Source organism: Streptomyces sp. NPDC054813, from assembly GCF_053611365.1.
On the sequence record NZ_JBSHAF010000017.1, the window covers coordinates 199060 to 220802 of the forward strand.

The following is a 21743-nucleotide window of genomic DNA, read 5'->3' on the forward strand; positions in this document are numbered from 1 at the left end:
GCTGAGCGTAGGGCCTGAACCGGGCGGACGAGGTCCTGGGCGCGGGCGGGCAGGTCGCCGCGATGTGGGAGGACGTGAAGAAGGTCCGGTACCCGAAGAAGGTGCGGGAGCTTGCGAAGTTGGAGGGGCAGGCCGTTGAGATCGGGGTGTATGAGTGCAACAGCATCAACGGGCTGTTGGAGACGCCCGACCATGCGCGAGCCGTCATCTCGGCGGCCCAGCCGCCCTACTCACCGGACGACGTGGAGCGCATGGTGACCGCCCGTCTGGCTCGGCAGTCGGTCTTCGAACGAGACCCGGCTCCGTCCATCCACTTCGTGCTGGAAGAGGCGGCACTGCGCCGTCCCATCGGAGGCACAATGGTGTGGCGACGGCAGCTAGAACATCTGTTGGAGGTGGCTCGGCTGCACAACGTCATGCTTCAGGTGATGCCGTTGAACTCCGAGGTCCACTCCGGTCTCGACGGCACGATCGAGCTGCTGAAGTTCCCGGATGGTACGACGGTGGGACGCTCCGGCGGCGCTTTCAACGGCCGTCCGACATCGGACCCGAAACAGCTCCGCATCCTTGAGCTGCGGTATGGCGCCATCCGGGCGCAGGCTCTCTCACCAGGGGAGTCACTGGCCCTCATCGAGCAACTGCTGGGAGAAACATGATTCGCAAGGCACCCTCCGGGGACGCCTCCGAACTGGCGTGGTTCAAGAGCAGCTACAGCAGCGGCAATGACGGCGAGTCCTGCGTCGAAGTCGCCCTCGCCTGGTTCAAGAGCAGCTACAGCGACGGCACTGACGGCGAATCCTGCCTCGAAATAGCCCCCACCCCCACCACGATCCACATCCGCGACTCCAAGTACACGCACGCGCCCGCCACCCCCGGCGGCCCCCGACTCGCCCTCGCCCCCTCCGCCTGGGCGGCCTTCGTGTCGTACGCGTCGGCGCCCGTGAAGTGAGCGGAAGCCGGGAGCCCCCGGCCGCAACCACCCGGCCAGGGGCTCCCGCACAGCGCAGTGACCGTCAGACGTTGACGCCGAAGTCCTGGGCGATGCCGACCAGGCCGGACGCGTAGCCCTGACCGACCGCGCGGAACTTCCACTCCGCGCCGTTGCGGTACAGCTCGCCGAAGACCATCGCGGTCTCGGTGGCCGCGTCCTCGGAGAGGTCGTAGCGGGCGATCTCGGCGCCGCCGGCCTGGTTGACGATGCGGATGTAGGCGTTGCGGACCTGGCCGAAGTTCTGCGAGCGGGTCTCCGCGTCGTAGATCGAGACCGGGAAGACGATCTTGTCGATGTCGGCCGGGAGGGCCGCCAGGTTGACGTTGATCGCCTCGTCGTCGCCGGCGCCCTCACCCGTGCGGTTGTCGCCCGTGTGGACGATCGTGTTGTCCGGGGTCTGCTTGTTGTTGAAGAAGACGAAGTGGGCGTCGGAGTAGACCTTGCCCTGCGTGTTGACCGCGATCGCCGAGGCGTCGAGGTCGAAGTCCGTGCCGGTGGTGGTGCGGACGTCCCAGCCGAGGCCCACGGTGACGGCGGTCAGGCCTGGAGCCTCCTTGGTGAGCGAGACGTTGCCACCCTTGGACAGGCTTACAGCCATGGTCGGGAGTCCTTTCCCTCGTTTGCGTACGGCCGTGCGGCGTACGGGCTTGAAGCTACAGCTACCCGTATGAACGCCACGAGGGGTACCGAAGGTTCCAGCTCGCTTTACTTTCTTTGCCAAACGGGTGAAGGGCGATATTCGCGTGACGTGCGCCGGTCAGGCGCGCGACCATGGGGGCATGTCCGGTCCGTATGTCATCCGCGGCTCCGTCTCGCTCCCCGAGGCCGAGCTCAACTGGCGTTTCTCGCGGTCGTCCGGGCCGGGCGGCCAGCACGTCAACACCAGTGACTCGCAGGTGGAGCTGCGCTTCGACCTCGCGAACACCGCGGCGCTGCCGCCGGTGTGGAAGGAGCGGGCGCTGGCACGGCTGGCCGGGCGGCTCGTCGACGGCGTGGTCGTCGTACGGGCGTCCGAGCACCGCTCCCAGTGGCGCAACCGCGAGACCGCCGCCGTACGCCTCGCGGCCCTCCTCGCCGAGGCCACCGCGCCCCCGCCCAAGCCCCGCACCCCGACCCGCATCCCACGCGGCATCAACGAACGCCGGCTGCGGGAGAAGAAGCAGCGGTCGGACACCAAACGGGGCCGCACGGGCCGCGACTGGTCCTGACGGCCGTCTTCGGATCTTCCAGGTCTTCCCCGCGGCGAGATCACCGGGATTCCGAGATCACCGGGATTCTCGGTCGCGACCGGTCGGTCGTCGCCCGGCACGGCTCATGTCTTTCACGTTCGTTCGCGATCGCATCGCATGTATCGCGTCCCGGAACGGCCTTTCGGTCTGCGCCCGCGGAAAGCGTGTCCGAGGAAAGTGTGCCCGCGGAATTGAAAAACAGACCGTGCGGTTTCATCCCAGCTGTCGGTACCGGCCCCGGAAATACATCAGCGGTCCGCCTTCCGCGCTCGGGAGTTCGGCGGTGAGGACACGGCCGATCACCAGGGTGTGGTCTCCGGCGGTCACCCGCTGCTCGGTGCGGCACTCCATGGTCGCGAGGGCGCCGCCGACCAGCGGCGCACCGGTTGCCTCGCCGCGCACGTACGGGATGTCCTCGAAGAGCAGCCGGTCGCTGATGCGGCCCTTCATCGCGAAGCGGCCGGCGATGTGGCGCTGGCTCTCGGTGAGCACGGAGACCGCCCACCGTGGCTGTTCGTCGAGCAGGTCGTCCATCCGGGAGCCCTCACGCAGGCTGACCAGCACCAACGGCGGATCCAGCGACACCGACATGAACGCCGTGGCGGTCATGCCGACGTCCTCGCCCATCGGCGCCATCGGGTCGTCCGGGTCCAGCGACGGCTCCTGCGCGGTCACCAGGACCACGCCCGCCGCGAGCCGGGCCAGGGCCGCCTTGAACGCTTCGTTGCTCACCCCCACAGCATGCCCGGTGGCTTCTGTGGCGGTGGGGGAGGGAGTCTTCAGCACGCCGGAAACGCTAGTGTCGGCCCCTGTGCGTCCGCATCGGCCATCGGCCCGAGCCGGGTCCTAGGACCAAGGGCGGGGTGATGAAAGCTCGTAACGTGCATCATGTGCACACACCTACAAAGGCTGTGTTCAGTAAACGCACAGGGAAAACGCAGAAACTCCACGCAATTGCTCACGTTCTACTGTGACTTGAGTCACAAGGGGCATTAATTGTTGACCCTGTGTACCGAGTGGGCAGCGCGCTGTGATTCAGTGGCGGGGAAAAGTAGCGCCGAAGCAGACCCTTGATTCGCTGCGAGGTCTCGGGGGGAGGGCGAACATGGAGACCGAGTCGGAACCCTACGTCCGTCTTGCGTCCCTGCGACAACTGCACCAGGTCATGGCCGACATGAACACGGCCCGCAGTCTGGCGGACACCCTGCAGACCGTCGCCGACGGTGTGATCACCGCCCTCGGGTTCGAGATGGCGTGCGTGAACCTCGTACGCCCCGACGGCGATCTCGTGGTCGCGGCCCTGTCCGGCAACTCCGCCGCCGAGGCCCTGATCACCGGCCGGGTCGGCTCCCGTGACTCCTGGGACCGGCGGCTGGGCATGGGCGAGAAGTGGGGCGACCTCGTCTTCATACCGCACACCGAGGGCTGGGTCCTCGACGACGACGACGTCCCGCAGTGGTACACCGACGGCCCCGCGCCCCGCTTCGAGGACGAGTGGCACCCCTCGGACCGGCTCTTCGCCCCCATGTACACGCCCGGCATATCGGGCAGCTCCTGCGGCGAACTGCTCGGCGTGATCTCCGTGGACCGCCCGCGCAACGGCCGGCACCCCGGCGCCTGGGGCCGCGAGGCCCTGCAGATGTACGCCTTCCAGGCCGCGATCGCCATCAGCAACGCGCGTCTACGTGCGAACATGCAGCGGGCGCTGGTCAGGCTGGAGCGCGAGCAGCAGGCCCTGCGCGCCAGCGAGGAATCCTTCCGGCAGGCCTTCGAGTACGCCCCCTCCGGCATGGCTATAGCCGAGATGGGCGGCGACCAGCACGGCCGAATACTGCGCACCAACGACGCGCTGTGCCGCCTGCTGGGCCGCCCCGCCTCCGCGATGCGCCGCTACTCCTTCTCCGACCTGGTCCACCCCGAGGACATCGGCACCCTGCTCCGTACCTCGGCGGAGGGCGGCCGCGCCGAGCTCCGCCTCGGCCGCCGTGACGGCACGTACGTCTGGGTCTCGCTCCGCAACTCCGTCGTCGCCGACGCGGCCGACGGCCCCCGCTTCCTCCTCACCCACGTCGAGGACATAGAGGAGCGCAAGCGCCGCGAGCTGCAGCTCGCCCACCGCGCCTCCCACGACTCCCTCACCGGCCTGCCGAACTCCGCCGAGCTGCGCTCCCGCCTCGCCTCCCGGCTCTGCCGGCGCGCCGGGCACGCCGGCGAGCTGGAATCCCTGGACGCGGCCTACGGGCACCCCGCCTACGACGTCAACGGCCACGGCTTCGACTTCGCCGCGTCGACCCAGTCGTACGACGGCTTCGACCACCATGTGCACACCGTCGCCCCCGAGGAGGGCCGCGACGACGGCGCCAAGGGGCTCGCGGTGCTCTTCTGCGACCTCGACGGCTTCAAGTCGATCAACGACCGGTTCGGGCACAACGCGGGCGACGCGGTCCTCATCGAGGTCGCCCGGCGGCTCAGCCGGGGGGTGCGCGACGGGGACACGGTGGCCCGCCTCGGCGGCGACGAGTTCGTGATCCTCGCCGACGGGCTCGGCAAGGCCGACGCCCAGGACCTGGCCGTACGCCTGCGCAACGAGATCATCCAGCCGATCCGCGCCGAGGGCCGGGCGGTCCGGGTGGGCGCCAGCTTCGGTATCGGGTGGGCGCACTGCGGGATGACGGCGGACGAAGTCCTGAAATCCGCCGACGAGCGGATGTACGTAGAGAAACGATCTCGTCCCAAACAACATCGCCGCGCCGGATGATTCGCAGGTCATCGCATTGATGCGGTCCGAGTCACCTGTTTGGGTCAGTCAGACCGGGTAGGCTCGACTCTCAATACCTGTACCGCATCCGCCCGCACCTGTTGAGGAGTACCAAGGGATGACGCCCGGCGACAACGGCGCGAGCACGCCCGAGGACGACGACCCGTTCGGCTACCTGTACGCCGACGGCCAGGCCAGAGGAGCCCAGCCGCCGTCCGGCTCCGGTGGTTACGGCTACCCGAACGCGGTCAGCAGAGTGCGCTCGGTAGGGGAACGCAGCTACGGCGGACAGCAGCAGGCACCGCAGGCCCCGCAGTACGGCGGCAACCAGACCATCCCGCAGCAGCAGCCCGGTGCCGGCGGCTACGGCCAGCCGCCGTCCGCGGCCTACCAGGCCCCGGAGACCTTCCCGGGCGGCGCGCCGACCACCCGCACGCAGATGCCGTCCTCGGGCGGCGGCCGAGGCCGGGGCCCGAACACCAAGGGCCTCCTCATCGGCGCCATCGCGGTGGTCGCCGCGGTCGTCATAGGCATCAGCGTCGCGATGATGAACGGCAACGGCGACGACAACAAGGCGAGCGGCGACGCCTCCACCACCCCGTCCCAGTCCCAGAGCGCCTCCGCGAGCCCGTCGAGCACCAGCTCGGCCTCGGTGACGGGCGACATTTCGCCGGTCGACGCGAAGGCCCTCCACCTGGACGGCGGCGCGAGCCTGGCCTCGGACGTCAAGGGAGCCAAGGCCGACGGCGGCGTCTACGTCACGAACTTCAGCCAGACCGGTGCCGGCGTCACCTGGACGGTCAACGGCATCCCGTCGGATGGCCTCTACACCGTCTTCGCGCACTACAGCGCGATACAGGACGAGAGCATGACCCTGTCCATCAACGGCAAGGTGTTCGGCAGCAAGTTCCCCCTGCAGAACTACACGCACCAGAGCGACCCGGCCAAGGCCTGGACGACCAGCTACACGTACCCCACCCTCACCAAGGGCACCAACACGATCTCCCTGTCCTGCCAGAGCGGGGACAGCTGCGACATCCTGCTGGACCAGCTGTGGGTGAAGCAGGGCAAGCACACGAACAAGGGCTAAGTGGCCGTTGTCCCGCGGGTCACCGTGACCTGGCCGAGCAGCTTCTCGTAGGCCGCGCGGTCGAACTCGCCCGCCGCCGATGCCAGTACGGTCGCCGCCGACAGCGCGACGGCCCGTGCCAGGCGGTCCGGCCACGGCAGGTGTTCCACCAGGCCGGAGAGCAGGCCGGCGACCGCCGAGTCGCCGGCGCCGGTGGGGTTGCCGTGTTCTCGGGCTGGTGGGGTGGCACGCCAGTGGCCCTCCGGGGTGCGGGCCAGCAGCCCCTCCGCGCCCAGGGAGGCGACCACCGTGCGGGCCCCGCGTCGGCGGGCGTCCTGGGTCGCGCGCAACGGCTCGTGGGAGCCGGTGAGTTCGGCCAGTTCGTCGGTGTTCGGCTTGACCAGGTCCGGGCGGGCGGCCACCCCGCGCCGCAGCGGTTCGCCGCTGGTGTCGAGGAGGACGGGGACACCGGCCGACCGGGCGCTCTTTATCAGACCCGCGTACGCCCCCACCGGCACTCCCGGCGGCAGGCTCCCGCACAGCGCCACCGCCGAGGCGCCGCGCAGCAGTTCCTCGTAGTGGTCGAGGAAGGTGCCCCACTCGGTGGGAGATATCTGCGGGCCGGGCTCGTTCAACTGGGTCGTGTCACCGGTCAGTTCGTCCACGACGGCGATCGTGCGGCGGGTCGGTCCGGCGACCGGCAGCAGCGCGTCCCGCACCCCCGGCACCCCGGCGAGCCGCTCCCGTACCGCCCGCCCGGTGGCCCCGCCCGCGAAGCCGGTCACCGTCGTCTCGTGTCCGAGCGCGGCGAGCACCCGGGCCACGTTCACCCCCTTGCCGCCCGGCCGTTCGGTCACGTCCGAGACGCGGTGCGAGGCGTGCGGGCGCAGTGCGCCGACCCGGTAGGTGATGTCGAGAGCGGTGTTCAGCGTGACCGTGAGGATCACCGGGCGACCTCCCCAGTAGCACGTTTTGGGGTCTCGATCATGTCAAAGAGACGGCGACCGGCCTAGAGTTCAGGTCCGTCGAGGGAGGTTGCCTCGGGCTTGGTGTGGAGGACTTCGCGGGCCTGTTCCGCCGCGCGGGCGATGCTCTCGCTGACGAAGTCGAGGAAGCGGGCGATGTTCTCCAGGCGGGTGGCGGCCGGGGTGCCGGGGACGAGGACGCCGACGCCCTGCCGTGCGATCTCGACGATCTTGGCGGTGGACCGGGCGCTGGCCATCATCGACTGGTACCAGATGTCGTCGTCGACGACGTAGCGCTCGCGGCGGCCTTCGCCCTGTTCCCGGCGGGCCAGGCCCTGGCTCTCCAGGAACGCGATCGCCTTGGAGACGGACGCCGGGCTGACGTTCAGGCGCTCGACGAGTTCGGCCGCGGTGAGGCTGCCGGTGTCGGTGAGGGTGAGGGAGGCCATGACGCGGGCGGGCATCGTCGTCATGCCCGAGGCCATCATGACGGTGGTCAGGGTCTCCTCGTACTCCCGCACGGCCTCCGGGTCGCGTCCGTGGGCCGGCGCCGGAGCCCCGGCGGTTTTGGGCGCGGTCTGCCTGCTCCGGTGGGCGCGGTGTTCGGTGGCGCGGTGGGCCAGGTCGGCGCGGTAGGCGGTGGGGCCGCCGTTGCGCATCACCTCGCGAGTGACCGTCGAGGTCGGACGGTCGAGGCGTCGGGCGATCTCGGCGTAGGCGAGGCCGTCGGCCAGTCCCAGCGCGATCTGCTGGCGTTCCTGCTCGGTGAGCCTGCCTCCCGGCATCGCGGTCTCCTTCGTGCCCCTCGGCGGTCCTTGCGGCCTCCAGCATAGCGTTCACTTCCAATCCATTGCAACGTCCGCATCGTTGTCGTTGCATTCACCTCGAAAGTCAATGCAACGCTTTCTCGGCCTTGACCTGCAGTTACAAGCATCGGACGCAACGAGTCTGTTGCTAGATCAGTGAATGCAACGTAGCTTTTCCTTCATCGGAAACAGCGAGTCACAGGAGAAGACGATGCAGAAGTTCGACACCACCGCCCCGGTCTCCGTCGTCCTGGAGATCCCCGCCGGACGCGTCCAGCTCATCGCCGCGGACCGTGCCGACACCACTGTCGAGGTGCTGCCCGCCAACCCCGCCAAGAGCCGGGACGTCGAGGCCGCCAAGCAGGCCACCGTCGACTACGCCGACGGCGTCCTGCGGATCACGGCCGCGGCCTCCGGCAACCAGCTCTTCGGACCGTCCGGATCGCTGGAGGTCACCGTCCAGCTGCCGGCCGGCTCCCGCGTCGAGGCCAACACCAGTGGTGCCGAGCTGCGCGGGGTCGGACGCCTCGGCGACGTCGCGTTCGAAGGTGCGTACCGCCAGATCAAGCTCGACGAGGCCGCGAGCGTCCGCCTCACCGCACTCGACGGCGACGTCGAGATCGGCCGGCTGGGCGGCCCCGCGGAGATCAGCACCGCCAGGGGCGACATCCGGATCACCGAGGCCGTGCGCGGCGCGGTCGTGCTCCGCACCCAGGACGGCGACATCTCGGTCGGCGCGGCCGCCGGCGTCTCGGCCGCCCTCGACGCCGGAACCGGCTACGGCCGGGTCAGCAACGCCCTCAAGAACGACGGCACCGCTGAACTCGACATCCGCGCCACCACCTCCCGAGGCGACATCACCGCCCGCAGCCTCTGAGGAAGCAACACCAGGACCACCCCGGCAGGGCCCCGCCGCCGATCCACGTGCGGGGCCCGCGGGAGCCGTACCCGACACGCTCACACGATCAGGGAGCAGACATGGCGAAGAACAGCACTTCCGCGGCCGGTTCGCAGTGGACCGGCATGGTGCCGGTCGACGACACCGCCCTGGCCGTCACCGACAGCGGCGGCAGCGGAATCCCGGTGGTCTACCTCAACGGCCAGTTCGCCACGCAGGGGTACTGGCGGCGGACCGTCGCCGAACTGGGGCCGGAGTGGCGGCACATCACCTACGACGAACGGGCCCGCGGCAGGAAGTCGGGGCGCTCGGCGGACTACTCCTTCGAGGCCGCCGTCCGGGATGTCGACGCCGTGCTCGCGGCCAGAGGTGTGGACCGGGCGCTGGTGGTGGGCTGGTCCTACGGGGCTGTGGTCGGGGCGCACTGGGCCGCCCGGAATCCGGCACGTGCCCTGGGCGCGGTCCTGGTCGACGGCGCCGCGCCGCACGACTGGCTCGACGACGCCATGGAGCAGCGGATCCGGAAGCTGTTCCGGCGGATGGGCTGGTTCATGCCGCTGCTGCGCCCGACGGGCCTGACCCCGCGGATGAACCCCGCCCAGATGGCGGACTCCAACATCGAACTCGGCAGGCTCTCCCGCGAACGCGAGCTGGGACCGGTACTGGACGGCATCACCGTCCCGGTGCGGTACGTGCTCGCCTCCGGGTCGTCGCTCGGCAGCAAGGGCGACGAGCAGGAGGAGATCCGCGCCAGTCTCGACCAGGTGTTTGAGCGAAACCCGAACGTCCGGCTCAGCGCGAAGGTCGCCAGCAATCACGGCGCGATCCTGAAGAAGGACTTCCGGGCCGTCGCCGACGCGGTACGCGAGGTCGCCGCCCTCGACCACGAGGAGCGCTGAGGGTGCGATCGGCGACCTGACCGGACGGCCCCGCCACCGCATCGAGGTGGCGGGGCCGCCGCTTCAGTGGACGGCGGCCGACGGCAGTTCCGGTACGACCACCCACGCGCCCTGTCGCATCACGCCCTTCAGCGTGAAGTCGGCGTCCAGGACGAGCAGGTCGGCGTCCTTGCCGGGCTCCAGGGAGCCGATCCGGTCGTAACGGCCCAGCAGCCGGGCCGGGTTGGCGGACAGCGCGGCGACGGCGTGCTCCACGGGCAGCCGGTCGATCGTCACCGCCCGCCGCAGCGCGCGGTCCAGGGTCAGCGTGGAGCCGGCGATGGAACCGCCCTCCACCAGCCGGGCGACCCCGTCGGTGACCTCGACCTCCAGCGGGCCCAGCAGATAGCGGCCGTCGCCGCTGCCCGCCGCGTCCATGGCGTCCGTGATGAACGCGACCCGGTCCGGGCCCGCGTGATGGAAGGCCAACTGCAGGGCGGCCGGGTGCAGATGGGTGCCGTCGTCGATCAGCTCGACGGTCACCCGCTCGTCCTCCAGGAGGGCGGCGATCGGGCCGGGGGCGCGGTGGCCGATCTGCGGCATCGCGTTGAAGAGGTGGGTGGCGACCGTGGCGCCCGCGTCGATCGCCTCCAGCGTCTGCTCGTACGACGCGTCGGTGTGGCCGACTGCGGCGATGACGCCGTGCTCGGCGAGCAGCCGTACGGACTCGATGCCGCCGGGCAGTTCGGTGGCGAGCGTCACCATCTTCGCGTGGCCGCGCGCCGCGTCGATCAGCTTGCGGACCTCCGCCGGGTCGGGGTCGCGCAGCAGTGCCTCGGAGTGCGCGCCCTTGCGGCACGGGGAGATGAACGGGCCCTCGAAGTGGATTCCGGCGATCTCCCCCTGCTCGGCCAGCTCCGAGAGCAGGCCGGCCTGGCGGGCGAGGACGTCCATGTCGTCGGTGACGGTGGAGGCGACGAGAGTGGTGGTGCCGTGCACGCGGTGCGTGTGGACGCCGGTGAGGATCTCCTCCGCGGTGCCGGAGCTGAAGGAGGCTCCGCCGCCGCCGTGGTTGTGGATGTCCACGAAGCCTGGCAGGAGCCAGTGGCCGGTTACGTCGATGACCTGCGCGTTTTCCGGGGCGGTGGCGGCGATTTTCGTGCCGTCGACGACCACTTGGCCCTTGTCGACGACTCCGGTCGGGAGGACTACCCGGGCGCCGTCGAGGACCAGTCCGTGCGTCCCGGACTGCGGGTGCGTGGGGGCTGGTCGCGCAGTTCCCCGCGCCCCTTGCGGGGCGCTGTAGTGCGGCTCGTTGGCGGCCATCAGGGGGTTACCTCCGGAGTTGTCGTCGCTAGTAGGTCCTGGGCGAGCAGGCCCGCCCCCAAACAACCGGCCGTGTCTCCCAGGGCCGCCGGGACGATCGTCGGCAGCTTCTGGAAGGTCACTCGGCTCTGTACGGCCTCCCGCAGCGGCTCGAACAGCACATCCCCGGCCTCCGCCAGGCCGCCGCCGATGACCAGGACGCGCGGGTCCAGCAGGGTGAGGGCGGTGACCAGGCCGTCGGCCAGGGCGGCCAGCGCCTCCTCCCACACCCGGACGGCGTTCGGGTCGCCGGACGTGACGGACTTCGCGCAGCCCGCCGCGTCCGCGTCCGGGTCACCGGTGGCCTTCGCCCACGCCTCGCTCACCGCGGCCGCCGACGCGTAGCGCTCCAGACAGCCGCGCTGCCCGCACGGACACGGCACGCCCTGCGGTCGTACGACGACATGGCCGATCTCGCCCGCGAAGCCGTGCGCGCCCGACTCCACCCGGCCGTCCAGGCCGAAGCCGCCCGCGATACCGGTGCCGAGCGCCACGAAGAAGAAGCGGTCCGCGCCCTTGCCCGCACCGAGCCGGCCCTCGGCCAGGCCGCCGGTGCGCACGTCGTGGCCGAGGGCGACCGGGATGCCGAGGCGGTCGGCGAGGAGGGCGCGCAGGGGTACGTCGCGCCAGCCGAGGTTGGCCGAGAAGACGGCGACGCCGTTCGGCTCGTCGACTATGCCGGGTACGGCGAGGCCGGCCGCGGTCGCACCCTCGCCGAAGTGTTTCCGGCCGTACGTGTACAGGTCGGCGGCGAAGTCGAGGATGGCGGCGACGACGGAATCGGGACCGCGGTCGCGGCCGGTCGCCCGGCGGTCCTGGTGGAGCAGCTCGCCGTCCGGCCCGACCAGCGCGGCCTTCATTCCGGTGCCGCCCACGTCCAGGGCGATGACATGTCTCACGGGAACAGTGTGGCCCTCCGACCCGCAAGAGGTCTAGTCCACTTGCGTGGTGTAGACCTTATGGGTCCACATATTGAACAGCGAGACAGTTAGACAGGGGCAGTACACGTGCGGCGGCGTAGGGCAGGAATGATCGCGGTGGTGTCCGCAACGGGCATGACGGCGGTCCTCGGTGGCTGTGGGACGACCGGATCCTCGGACGTCACCCTCAGACTCGTCGCCGCCGACTACGGGGACTCCGCCGCCAACAGCTCCCAGAAGTACTGGGACCGGCTGGCCAGGGCGTACGAGGCCAAGCACGCCGACGTGAAGGTCGACGTCACCGTCTACTCGTGGAACGACGTCGACCGCAAGGTCAAGGAGATGGTCGCCGCCGGCCAGGCGCCCGACCTCGCCCAGATCGGCTCGTACGCCGACTACGCGGCCGCCGGCGACCTCTACGAGGCCGGGGACCTGCTCTCCATCCCGGTCCAGGCCGACTTCCCCTCCCAGCTCGCCGAGGCGGGCCAGTGGAACCACGCGCAGTACGGCATCCCGTTCGCCGCGTCCACGCGCGTCCTCTTCTACAACAAGACCCTCTTCAGCGAGGCCGGCATCACCCCGCCGACCACCTGGAAGGAACTGGCGGCCGACGCGGAGGCGCTCAAGGCGCACGGGGTGAAGTACCCGTACGCGCTGCCGCTCGGCCCCGAGGAGGCACAGGCGGAGACCATGCAGTGGCTGCTCAGCGGCGGCAGCGGCTACACCGACGACATCGGCACGTACACGATCGACTCCACGCAGAACATCGACACCTTCACCTGGCTCAAGGACGAGCTGGTGGGCAAGGGCCTGACCGGGCCGACGGCGCCCGGAAAGCTGAACCGCGCGACGGCGTTCGCCGCGTTCGCCGACGGCCAGGTCGGCATGCTCAACGGCCACCCCACGCTCATCAAGCAGGCCGAGAAGAAGGGCGTGAAGTTCGGCACGGTCCCGATGCCGGCCCGCGCCGGCCAGACCACCAGCACCGCCTCCATGGGCGTCACCGACTGGATGGCGGCGTTCAAGCAGAACGGCCACGCGGACCAGGTCGGCGACTTCCTCGACTACGTCTACAGCGAGAAGAACGTCCTCGACTTCTCCCGCGAGTACGGCCTGCTGCCGGTCACCACGTCCGCGTCCCAGACGATGACCGACTCCCCGCAGGCCCAGGACAAGCAGCTGCTCCCCTTCCTGGAGCAGCTGCCGACCTCCGAGCTGTACCCGGCCGGCAAGACCTCCTGGGCCGCGATCAGCGCCGACGTCAAGAAGCAGATAGGGACGGCGGTCACGGCCACAGGCGACCCGACCGCCGTGCTCACCCGGCTCCAGTCCGAGGCGACGGCGGCGGACAGCCGTACGAAGACGGGCTGAGCGTTACGGTTCTCGGCATGGACCGGCAAGAACTGGGCGCACGCGAACAGGCGATCCTCGCCCTGGAACGCCGGGGCTTTCCGAGCCCCGGCGCGAAGGAACGGGCGATCCGCGAGGAACTGGACCTGGCGCCGGTGCGCTACTACCAGCTCCTCAACGCCCTGCTCGACGACGAGCGGGCGCTGGCGCAGGATCCGGTGACGGTGAACAGGCTGCGAAGGGTGCGGGACGCGCGGCGGTCGGAGCGCTGAGGGGGCTGTGGACCGGTGGGATCTGCGGGCCGGTGGGGGCTGAGCGCGCCCGCGCGGCGGAGCCGCATGTCGATACAGCCCCGTGCCTTGAGGGGCGCTCGGATACTGTCGGCTGTATGGGCACCCACTCCACGGAACCCCTCCCGACTCCTCGCACCCCCGCCGGTCGCGACGGCCTTGCTGCTCTTCTCTCGCAGCCACGCTCCGCGCTGATCGGTCTCGACTTCGACGGCACGCTCGCGCCGATCGTCGCCGACCCCGAGCAGGCGCGGGCTCACCCGGACGCCGTACCGGCCCTGGCCGCCCTCGCGCCGAAGGTGGCCGCCGTCGCCGTCATCACCGGCCGCCCGGCCGAGATCGCCGTCCGCTACGGCGGTTTCGCCGGCGTCCCCGGCCTGGACCACCTCGTCGTCCTCGGCCACTACGGTGCCGAACGCTGGGACGCGGCGACAGGTGAGATCACCGCGCCCCCGCCGCACCCCGGCATCGCCGCCGTCCGCGCCGAACTCCCGGCCGTCATCGACGGCGCAGGGGCGCAGGGCACCTGGATCGAGGACAAGGGCCATGCCGTGGCCGTCCACACCCGCCGGGCCGACGACCCCCAGGCCGCCTTCGAATCCCTCCGCGCCCCCCTGACCGACCTGGCCACCCGCCACGCCCTGATCGTCGAACCGGGCCGCCTGGTCCTGGAACTCCGCCCCCCGGGCATGGACAAGGGCGTGGCGCTGCGCGAGTACGCGCGAGAGATCGGCGCGGGCGCGGTCCTCTACGCCGGCGACGACCTGGGCGACATCCCGGCCTTCGCAGCCGTGGAAAAGCTCCGCACGGAGGGCGTCCCGGGCCTCCTGGTATGCAGCGGCAGCGAGGAGGTCACCGAGCTCGCGGAGCGGGCCGACCTGGTGGTGGACGGCCCGGAGGAAGTCGTACGGCTGCTGAAAAACCTGGCTGCGCTGAGCGCCCCCTAAGGGGCGCGCCCCGTAGGGGCGCGGGGAACTGCGCGACCAGCCCCCACGCACCCGCACCCGACATCGAACGGCGCTACCCGCCCAACGCCCCCAACTGCTCAAGAAACCAGGCCGCCGGCGGCAACGCCGTAGCCGCCGCGGCCAGCCGCTTGCACCGCTCCGCCCGCTCCTCCACCCCCATGGTCAACGCCTGCTGCAAAGCCACGGCCGTCCCCCCGATGTCGTACGGGTTCACCACCACCGCGTCCTCGCCCAGCTCCTCGTACGCCCCCGCCTCCCGCGAGAGCACCAGCACGCACCCCTCGTCCGAGACCACCGGGATCTCCTTGGCGACCAGGTTCATGCCGTCCCGGATCGGGTTCACCAGGGCCACGTCGGCCAGCCGGTAGGCCGCCAGCGAGCGGGCGAAGTCGTCCTTCACGTGCAGCACCACCGGCGTCCAACCCGCCGTCCCGTACGCCGAGTTGATGTCGTCCGCGACCCGCTGTACCTCGGCCGTGTAGTCGCGGTACACCGCGAGGTCCTGCCGCGACGGATACGCGAACGCGACATGCACCACCCGCTCCCGCCACTCGGGGTGGTCGTCGAGCAGCTGCCGGTACGCCAGCAGCCCCCGCACGATGTTCTTCGACAGCTCGGTCCGGTCCACCCGGACGATCGTCCTGCGGCCCTCCCCGATCTCCTCCCGCAGCGCCCGCATCCGCTCGTCCACGTCCGGCTCGTGGGACCGCTTCCGCAGGAACTCCGCGTCGGCCCCCAGCCCGTGCACCCCGATCCGGGTCTCCCCGGCCGCCGGGATCCCCGGGCCCAGCACCGCATGACAGCAGGCCACGAACGCGTCCGCCCATCGCCGGGTCAGGAACGCCGCGTGGTCGGCGCCCAGGATCCCGCCCAGCAGCTCCGCCGCGATGTCGTCGGGGAGCAGCCGGAAGTAGTCCGGCGGCGCCCACGGGGTGTGGGAGAAATGGCCGATACGCAGATCCGGCCGCAGCCGGCGCAGCATCCGCGGGGCCAGCGCCAGGTGGTAGTCCTGGATGACGACCACCGCACCCTGGCCCGCCTCCTGCGCCAGCGCCTCGGCGAACGCCTGGTTGTAGGCCTGGTACGACGCCCACCGCCGACGGAACTCCGCGTCGAAGACCGGCTCCAGGGGGGTCTGGTAGAGCATGTGGTGGACGAACCAGAGCACCGAGTTCGCGATGCCGTTGTACGCGTCCGAGAACACGTCCGGGTCGATGTCGAGCATCCGGACCTGCTGCCCGCCGGTGTCCCCGGCCGGCAGCCGGCCGCCCTCGGCCCGCCGTACCGCCTCCCGGTCGCCGTCGCTCAGCGCCGCGCACACCCACACCGCGTTCGCGTCCGGCCCGATCGCCGACAGACCCGAGACCAGTCCGCCGCCGCCCCGCTTGGCGTGCAGCGCACCGCCTTCGCCCACTTCATACGAAACCGGGCCGCGGTTGGACGCGACCAGCACCTCAGCACCGCCGGTGGAAGCCATACGCCACAACCTAGCCCGGCCCGGAAACGCTCAAACGTACGGCTACGCCCGACGCGCCGCCGTATACCGCCGTACGACGAAGTCACGCCACAGTCACGCCACCCGGCGCTCGGCGTACTCGGCGATCTCCGCCATCGGCGGACGTTCCTCTGTGTCCACGGAGTAGGTGCGCGGTTCGAAGCCGTCCTCACCCCGCTCGAACTGGGTGAGGGAGGGGCGGATCAGGTGGCCGCGGGCCAGCCGCAGCTGGGCCGTGCGGTAGATCGCGGCGGACATCCGGCCGAGGGCCTGGCCGTCCTGGTGACGGTGTTTGCGGACCCCCACGTCGACCTGGGCGAGGGCGTCCAGGCCCACCAGGTGCAGGGCGTCGACCAGCATGCCCAGCTCCACGCCGTAGCCGACCGGGAAGGGGAGTTGTTCGAGGAGCGAGCGACGGGCCGCGTACTCGCCGCCGAGCGGCTGGACGAACCCGGCCAGCTGCGGCCAGTGCATGTTCAGCAGCGGGCGGGCCATCAGTTCGGTGACCCGGCCGCCCTGTCCGGCCGAGCCGGCGAGCGGGCGGTCGTACATCGCCTTGACCAGGTCCACGTCCGGGTCGGTCAGCAGCGGGCCGACGATCCCGGTGACGAAGTCGGAGGAGAAGTCACGCAGGTCGGCGTCGATGAAGCAGACGATGTCGCCGGTGGTGACGAGGAGGGAGCGCCAGAGGACCTCGCCCTTGCCGGGGACGGCGGGGATGCGCGGCAGGATGGTGTCGCGGTGCACGACCCGGGCGCCGGCCGCCGCGGCCACCGCCGCCGTGCGGTCGGTGGAGCCGGAGTCGACGACCACGATCTCGTCGACGAGCGGCGCCTGCCGCATCAGGTCGTGACGGATGATCGCGACGATGTCGCCGACGGTCGCCTCCTCGTTGAGCGCGGGCAGCACCACGGAGACGGACTGCCCGGTGCGCTGCTTGGCGGCGAGTATCCGGTGCAGCGGGCGATCGTTCATGGACCAGGAGCGGGTGGCCAGCCAGCGCTCGACTTCTTCCAGCACAGTCAGCGGCTCCTCACTGTCACGATCACACTGCGAGGTGTGATCCATCTCGCGGTTCGGACGACTCTCTCAACTGTCCTGGCCTTCGGTTACAGTCTTGAACAACGCCGATGACCATCGCATGTCCTGGGGTCACCAGGCGTTGACAACTACATACCGCTCATCCAGAGGGGCAGAGGGATACGGCCCGATGAAGCCCCGGCAACCCTCCAGTCGGTTACTCGTGGATCGCCGATCACCGTCGATCACTCGCGAGGCTCCCGGCTAGGGAAGGTGCCAAATCCGTCTCACGGCGAGATGCGTCGTGAGGAAGATGAGGAGAAAGGGCCTCGCCTCACATGGCTGTGCAGACTGCTGCGACCACCACCGACTCCACGACCGTCGACCTCGGTCCCGCCACTGCCCTGAGCTGCCGCGAGTGCGGCCACCGCGTGCCGCTCGGCCCGGTGTTCGCCTGCGAGGAGTGTTTCGGCCCGCTCGAGATCGCGTACGACTTCTCGGCCTACGACACCGAGGAGCTGCGGAAGCGGATCGAAGCGGGTCCCGCGAACATCTGGCGTTACGCGCCGCTGCTGCCCGTCCCCGCGGACGTGGCGACCAAGCCGAACATCAACCCGGGCTGGACCAAGCTCGTCCAGGCCGACAACCTGGCGAAGGAACTGGGCGTCACCGGCGGCCTGTACGTCAAGGACGACTCCGGCAACCCGACGCACTCCTTCAAGGACCGGGTCGTCGCCCAGGCCGTCGAGGCCGCGCGCGCCTTCGGCTACACCACGCTCTCCTGCTCCTCCACCGGCAACCTGGCCGGCGCGGTCGGTGCCGCCGCCGCCCGGGCCGGCTTCCGCTCCTGTGTGTTCATCCCGCACGACCTGGAGCAGGGCAAGATCGTCATGGCCGCGATCTACGGCGGCGAGCTCGTCGGCATCGAGGGCAACTACGACGACGTGAACCGTTTCTGCTCCGAGCTGATCGGCGACTCGGCCGGCGAGAGCTGGGGCTTCGTCAACGTCAACCTGCGGCCGTACTACGCGGAGGGCTCCAAGACCCTGGCGTACGAGATCTGCGAGCAGCTCGGCTGGCGGATCCCGGACCAGCTGGTCGTCCCGATCGCCTCCGGCTCGCAGCTCACGAAGATCGACAAGGGACTGCAGGAGCTGATCAAGCTCGGGCTCGTCGAGGACAAGCCGTACAAGATCTTCGGTGCGCAGGCCGAGGGGTGCTCTCCGGTGTCGGTGGCCTACAAGGCGGGCCACGACGTGGTGCGGCCGCAGAAGCCGAACACCATCGCCAAGTCGCTGGCCATCGGCAACCCGGCCGACGGGCCGTACGTCCTGGACATCGCGCGCCGTACCGGCGGTGCGGTGGAGGACGTCACCGACGAGCAGGTCGTCGACGCGATCAAGCTGCTCGCGCGGACCGAGGGAATCTTCGCGGAGACCGCGGGCGGGGTGACGGTCGGAGTCACCAAGAAGCTCATCGAGAACGGGCTGATCGATCCGGCGAAGTCGATCGTTGTACTCAACACGGGTGATGGACTGAAGACGCTGGACGCCGTGGCGGGGACCGGGCTCACGGCGACCATTCGCCCGAATCTCGAGTCTTTCCGCGAGGCCGGGCTCGCCTGAGTCAGCCGTAAAAAACCAGGGCGTTGCCCCCCGATCGGAGGTTCAAACGTGAGCATCACCGTTCGCATCCCCACCATCCTGCGCACCTACACCGGTGGTCAGGCCGAAGTCAGTGCCGAAGGGGCCACCCTCGGCGAGGTCATCTCCGACCTGGAGAAGAACCACACCGGTATCGCCGCCCGTGTTCTCGACGACGAGGGCAAGCTGCGCCGGTTCGTGAATGTGTACGTCAATGACGACGACGTGCGGTTCGAGCAGGGACTGGAGACGGCCACCCCGGACGGCGCCGGCGTCTCCATCATCCCGGCCGTGGCCGGCGGCTGACCTGCTGACAGGCTGATCGAATGACCGAACATTACCTTCGGTAACGCCGATCACCCACTGTTCATTGGATTGCCCCCTCCGTGAGAGAAGCGGAGGGGGCAATTCTGTGTGGTTGAGCGCGGTACAGTTGGGGAACGCGGTCCCGATCTCCAGGTCGGGAGCCCCGTATTCGATACCGCTGACCCGACAAGAAGTAGCCAAAGTGTGCGGGTTATATGCGGCTTTCGCGGCTTTTATGGGGCCCGACTTGCCCTGAATTCGGCCGAATTCTTGCTACATTCCGGACCCTTCCCGTCCAGAATTCTCGTCCGATTGACCTGTTGCAGACGGCAGTTGGACAGATACATTCAGCCGCGGTCGACGCGTTCCGGCGCACGCCCCCAACCATTGGGGGGTGAGGTCTGACCCGGATCCGCGAAGTGTGGATCTGTGCAAGGGCCAGTAATAGGGGAGTTAGGCATGGCTCAGGGCACCGTCAAGTGGTTCAACGCGGAGAAGGGGTACGGCTTCATCGCGGTCGACGGTGGTGCGGATGTTTTCGTCCACTACAGTGCGATTCAGATGGACGGCTACCGCACCCTGGAGGAAGGTCAGCGGGTCGATTTCGAGATCTCGCAGGGCCAGAAGGGGCCGCAGGCGGACATGGTCCGGCTCGCGACCAGCTGAAGCACGCGCCGACTGACAGCGTCGTTCTTCTTTCTTTGTCGGAGGGCTCGTATCCCATGGGGAGTCATGGGTTACGAGCCCTTTGGCATGCCCGGGACGAGCGGGCCGGCGCGCCCCCCGGGTGCGGCCCGGTGCGCCGCCCCGCGCGCCGCCCCGCGCGCGGCTCTGGCGCGGCCCAGTCTCCCGGAGGCGCTTGCACTCGGCATGGGCGAGTGCTAATCATTGGCGTTAGCACTCTGAAGGTGAGAGTGACAAAAATGGACCGGGTCGGTGAGGCCCGCAGGCCGGGTGGGGCAAGGAACCCACGGGTCGGCGAGCCGTCCGTCGCGGGCGCGGGCGCGGTCCGTAAAGACTCACCCCCAGTCCTGGAGGGACCACTTCACATGGCCAAGATCATCGCGTTCGACGAGGAGGCGCGGCGCGGCCTTGAGCGCGGTATGAACCAGCTCGCCGACGCCGTCAAGGTCACCCTCGGCCCCAAGGGCCGCAACGTCGTCCTTGAGAAGAAGTGGGGCGCCCCCACGATCACCAACGATGGTGTGTCCATCGCCAAGGAGATCGAGCTGGAGGACCCGTACGAGAAGATCGGCGCCGAGCTGGTCAAGGAAGTCGCCAAGAAGACGGACGACGTCGCCGGTGACGGTACGACCACCGCGACCGTGCTCGCCCAGGCCCTGGTCAAGGAAGGCCTGCGCAACGTCGCCGCCGGTGCCAACCCGATGGCCCTGAAGCGCGGTATCGAGAAGGCCGTCGAGGCCGTCTCCGGTGCCCTGCTCGAGCAGGCGAAGGATGTCGAGACCAAGGAGCAGATCGCCTCCACGGCCTCCATCTCCGCCGCCGACACCCAGATCGGCGAGCTCATCGCCGAGGCCATGGACAAGGTCGGCAAGGAAGGCGTCATCACCGTCGAGGAGTCCCAGACCTTCGGTCTGGAGCTGGAGCTCACCGAGGGTATGCGCTTCGACAAGGGCTACATCTCGGCGTACTTCGCCACCGACATGGAGCGTATGGAGGCGTCCCTCGACGACCCGTACATCCTGATCGCCAACTCGAAGATCGGCTCCGTCAAGGACCTGCTCCCGCTCCTGGAGAAGGTCATGCAGTCGGGCAAGCCGCTGCTGATCATCGCCGAGGACGTCGAGGGCGAGGCCCTGTCGACCCTGGTCGTCAACAAGATCCGCGGCACCTTCAAGTCCGTCGCGGTCAAGGCCCCGGGCTTCGGCGACCGCCGCAAGGCGATGCTGAACGACATCGCCATCCTCACCGGCGGCGAGGTCATCTCCGAGGAGGTCGGTCTCAAGCTGGAGAACACGACCCTCGACCTGCTGGGCCGCGCCCGCAAGGTGGTCATCACCAAGGACGAGACCACCATCGTCGACGGCGCCGGCTCCACCGAGCAGGTCCAGGGCCGGGTCAACCAGATCCGCGCCGAGATCGAGCAGTCCGACTCGGACTACGACCGCGAGAAGCTCCAGGAGCGCCTGGCCAAGCTCGCCGGTGGCGTCGCCGTCATCAAGGCCGGTGCCGCGACCGAGGTCGAGCTCAAGGAGCGCAAGCACCGCATCGAGGACGCCGTTCGCAACGCGAAGGCGGCCGTCGAGGAGGGCATCGTCGCCGGTGGTGGCGTGGCCCTGCTCCAGGCCTCCCAGGTGTTCGAGAAGCTGGAGCTCGAGGGTGACGAGGCGACCGGCGCCAACGCCGTGAAGCTCGCCCTGGAGGCCCCGCTCAAGCAGATCGCCGTCAACGGTGGTCTCGAGGGTGGCGTCGTCGTCGAGAAGGTGCGCAACCTTCAGGTCGGCCACGGCCTGAACGCCGCGACCGGCGAGTACGTCGACATGATCGCCGAGGGCATCATCGACCCGGCGAAGGTGACCCGCTCTGCCCTGCAGAACGCCGCCTCCATCGCCGCGCTGTTCCTCACCACCGAGGCCGTCATCGCCGACAAGCCGGAGAAGGCCGCCGCGGCCGCTCCGGGCGGCATGCCGGGCGGTGACATGGACTTCTGATCGACCTCTGGCCGATCGCTCGTCCTGACCGAGGGCGGGCCCCCCCGGTGGTGAGGGGGTGGCGCCCCCGGGGGGGGGGGCGGCCCCCCGCCGGCGGGGGGGGGTTCGGCGGGGTTGGGC

The 21743-nt window shown here is 69.8% G+C and carries 21 protein-coding genes, 1 pseudogene and 1 riboswitch; of the genes and pseudogenes, 14 read left to right on the top strand and 8 right to left on the bottom strand.

Features of this window, described 5'->3' with window-relative positions:
- Nucleotides 1-14 precede the first annotated feature (14 nt).
- Both ACWGJB_RS31365 and ACWGJB_RS31370 read left to right on the top strand, forming a co-directional pair.
- A pseudogene (locus tag ACWGJB_RS31365) lies at nucleotides 15-656 on the top strand (DUF5753 domain-containing protein); the annotation flags it as partial.
- On the top strand, nucleotides 653-949 hold the full coding sequence (locus ACWGJB_RS31370) for a DUF397 domain-containing protein (protein WP_453383423.1): 297 nt from the start codon (nucleotides 653-655) through the stop codon (nucleotides 947-949). The pseudogene ACWGJB_RS31365 and the gene ACWGJB_RS31370, both read left to right, overlap by 4 nt.
- Before the next feature lie 64 nt (nucleotides 950-1013).
- Here ACWGJB_RS31370 and ACWGJB_RS31375 read toward each other — a convergent pair whose 3' ends face one another.
- Nucleotides 1014-1589: a TerD family protein gene (locus ACWGJB_RS31375; RefSeq protein ID WP_351484356.1), complete on the bottom strand. Its 576-nt coding sequence runs from the start codon at nucleotides 1587-1589 to the stop codon at nucleotides 1014-1016.
- Nucleotides 1590-1770: 181 nt separating this feature from the next.
- Between ACWGJB_RS31375 and arfB the strand changes: the two genes are divergently transcribed.
- A complete protein-coding gene (gene arfB / locus ACWGJB_RS31380; RefSeq protein WP_360485799.1) occupies nucleotides 1771-2199 on the top strand; it encodes an alternative ribosome rescue aminoacyl-tRNA hydrolase ArfB in 429 nt (142 codons plus the stop codon).
- Between the two features lie 234 nt (nucleotides 2200-2433).
- On the opposite strand, the gene ACWGJB_RS31385 is transcribed toward arfB, so the two are convergent.
- On the bottom strand, nucleotides 2434-3006 hold the full coding sequence (locus ACWGJB_RS31385) for a flavin reductase family protein (protein ID WP_453383424.1): 573 nt from the start codon (nucleotides 3004-3006) through the stop codon (nucleotides 2434-2436).
- A 319-nt stretch (nucleotides 3007-3325) separates the two neighbouring features.
- On the opposite strand from ACWGJB_RS31385, the gene cdgB reads away from it, so the two are divergent.
- Nucleotides 3326-4978: a diguanylate cyclase CdgB gene (gene cdgB / locus ACWGJB_RS31390; protein WP_453383425.1), complete on the top strand. Its 1653-nt coding sequence runs from the start codon at nucleotides 3326-3328 to the stop codon at nucleotides 4976-4978.
- A 118-nt stretch (nucleotides 4979-5096) separates the two neighbouring features.
- A complete protein-coding gene (locus ACWGJB_RS31395; protein ID WP_453383426.1) occupies nucleotides 5097-6068 on the top strand; it encodes a carbohydrate-binding protein in 972 nt (323 codons plus the stop codon).
- On the opposite strand, the gene ACWGJB_RS31400 is transcribed toward ACWGJB_RS31395, so the two are convergent.
- The gene (locus ACWGJB_RS31400) at nucleotides 6065-6994 is read right to left on the bottom strand and encodes a 1-phosphofructokinase family hexose kinase (protein ID WP_453383427.1); all 930 of its coding nucleotides are present in this window, start codon (nucleotides 6992-6994) and stop codon (nucleotides 6065-6067) included. The genes ACWGJB_RS31395 and ACWGJB_RS31400 overlap by 4 nt on opposite strands.
- 62 nt (nucleotides 6995-7056) lie before the next feature.
- The gene (locus tag ACWGJB_RS31405) at nucleotides 7057-7797 is read right to left on the bottom strand and encodes a helix-turn-helix domain-containing protein (RefSeq protein WP_453383428.1); all 741 of its coding nucleotides are present in this window, start codon (nucleotides 7795-7797) and stop codon (nucleotides 7057-7059) included.
- Nucleotides 7798-8029: 232 nt separating this feature from the next.
- On the opposite strand from ACWGJB_RS31405, the gene ACWGJB_RS31410 reads away from it, so the two are divergent.
- Nucleotides 8030-8695 carry a DUF4097 family beta strand repeat-containing protein gene (locus tag ACWGJB_RS31410; protein WP_453383429.1) on the top strand — a complete coding sequence of 222 codons (666 nt, stop codon included), beginning with the start codon at nucleotides 8030-8032 and terminating at the stop codon, nucleotides 8693-8695.
- Nucleotides 8696-8796: 101 nt separating this feature from the next.
- Complete coding sequence (locus ACWGJB_RS31415) at nucleotides 8797-9615, top strand: alpha/beta fold hydrolase (protein ID WP_453383430.1); 819 nt, start codon at nucleotides 8797-8799, stop codon at nucleotides 9613-9615.
- A gap of 63 nt (nucleotides 9616-9678) precedes the next feature.
- Here ACWGJB_RS31415 and nagA read toward each other — a convergent pair whose 3' ends face one another.
- Entirely contained in the window at nucleotides 9679-10920 is a 1242-nt protein-coding gene (gene nagA, locus ACWGJB_RS31420) for an N-acetylglucosamine-6-phosphate deacetylase (protein WP_453383431.1), read from the bottom strand.
- Nucleotides 10920-11858, bottom strand: coding sequence for an ROK family protein (locus tag ACWGJB_RS31425; protein ID WP_453383432.1), 939 nt, complete (start codon nucleotides 11856-11858; stop codon nucleotides 10920-10922). Before ACWGJB_RS31425 ends, nagA begins: the two co-directional genes overlap by 1 nt.
- 129 nt (nucleotides 11859-11987) lie before the next feature.
- Between ACWGJB_RS31425 and ACWGJB_RS31430 the strand changes: the two genes are divergently transcribed.
- From ACWGJB_RS31430 to otsB, 3 genes are all read left to right on the top strand, one after another.
- Nucleotides 11988-13250 (top strand): extracellular solute-binding protein, encoded by a 1263-nt coding sequence (locus ACWGJB_RS31430; RefSeq protein WP_453383458.1) that lies wholly within the window; start codon nucleotides 11988-11990, stop codon nucleotides 13248-13250.
- Between the two features lie 17 nt (nucleotides 13251-13267).
- The gene (locus tag ACWGJB_RS31435; RefSeq protein ID WP_453383433.1) at nucleotides 13268-13501 is read left to right on the top strand and encodes a DUF3263 domain-containing protein; all 234 of its coding nucleotides are present in this window, start codon (nucleotides 13268-13270) and stop codon (nucleotides 13499-13501) included.
- A gap of 116 nt (nucleotides 13502-13617) precedes the next feature.
- A complete protein-coding gene (gene otsB / locus ACWGJB_RS31440) occupies nucleotides 13618-14466 on the top strand; it encodes a trehalose-phosphatase (RefSeq protein WP_453383434.1) in 849 nt (282 codons plus the stop codon).
- A 73-nt stretch (nucleotides 14467-14539) separates the two neighbouring features.
- Here otsB and ACWGJB_RS31445 read toward each other — a convergent pair whose 3' ends face one another.
- Nucleotides 14540-15964, bottom strand: a complete 1425-nt coding sequence (locus tag ACWGJB_RS31445) for an alpha,alpha-trehalose-phosphate synthase (UDP-forming) (RefSeq protein ID WP_453383435.1) — start codon at nucleotides 15962-15964, stop codon at nucleotides 14540-14542.
- A 93-nt stretch (nucleotides 15965-16057) separates the two neighbouring features.
- Nucleotides 16058-17002 carry a glucosyl-3-phosphoglycerate synthase gene (locus ACWGJB_RS31450; protein ID WP_360485762.1) on the bottom strand — a complete coding sequence of 315 codons (945 nt, stop codon included), beginning with the start codon at nucleotides 17000-17002 and terminating at the stop codon, nucleotides 16058-16060.
- Nucleotides 17003-17159: 157 nt separating this feature from the next.
- Nucleotides 17160-17322: riboswitch (SAM riboswitch) on the top strand.
- A gap of 18 nt (nucleotides 17323-17340) precedes the next feature.
- Between ACWGJB_RS31450 and thrC the strand changes: the two genes are divergently transcribed.
- The 4 genes from thrC (at nucleotide 17341) to groL (ending at nucleotide 21623) form a co-directional block, all read left to right on the top strand.
- Entirely contained in the window at nucleotides 17341-18627 is a 1287-nt protein-coding gene (gene thrC / locus ACWGJB_RS31455) for a threonine synthase (RefSeq protein ID WP_453383436.1), read from the top strand.
- A gap of 48 nt (nucleotides 18628-18675) precedes the next feature.
- The gene (locus ACWGJB_RS31460; RefSeq protein WP_453383437.1) at nucleotides 18676-18951 is read left to right on the top strand and encodes a ubiquitin-like small modifier protein 1; all 276 of its coding nucleotides are present in this window, start codon (nucleotides 18676-18678) and stop codon (nucleotides 18949-18951) included.
- A 459-nt stretch (nucleotides 18952-19410) separates the two neighbouring features.
- Nucleotides 19411-19617, top strand: a complete 207-nt coding sequence (locus tag ACWGJB_RS31465; RefSeq protein ID WP_019057200.1) for a cold-shock protein — start codon at nucleotides 19411-19413, stop codon at nucleotides 19615-19617.
- A 383-nt stretch (nucleotides 19618-20000) separates the two neighbouring features.
- Nucleotides 20001-21623, top strand: a complete 1623-nt coding sequence (gene groL, locus ACWGJB_RS31470; RefSeq protein WP_351711336.1) for a chaperonin GroEL — start codon at nucleotides 20001-20003, stop codon at nucleotides 21621-21623.
- Nucleotides 21624-21743 lie beyond the last annotated feature (120 nt).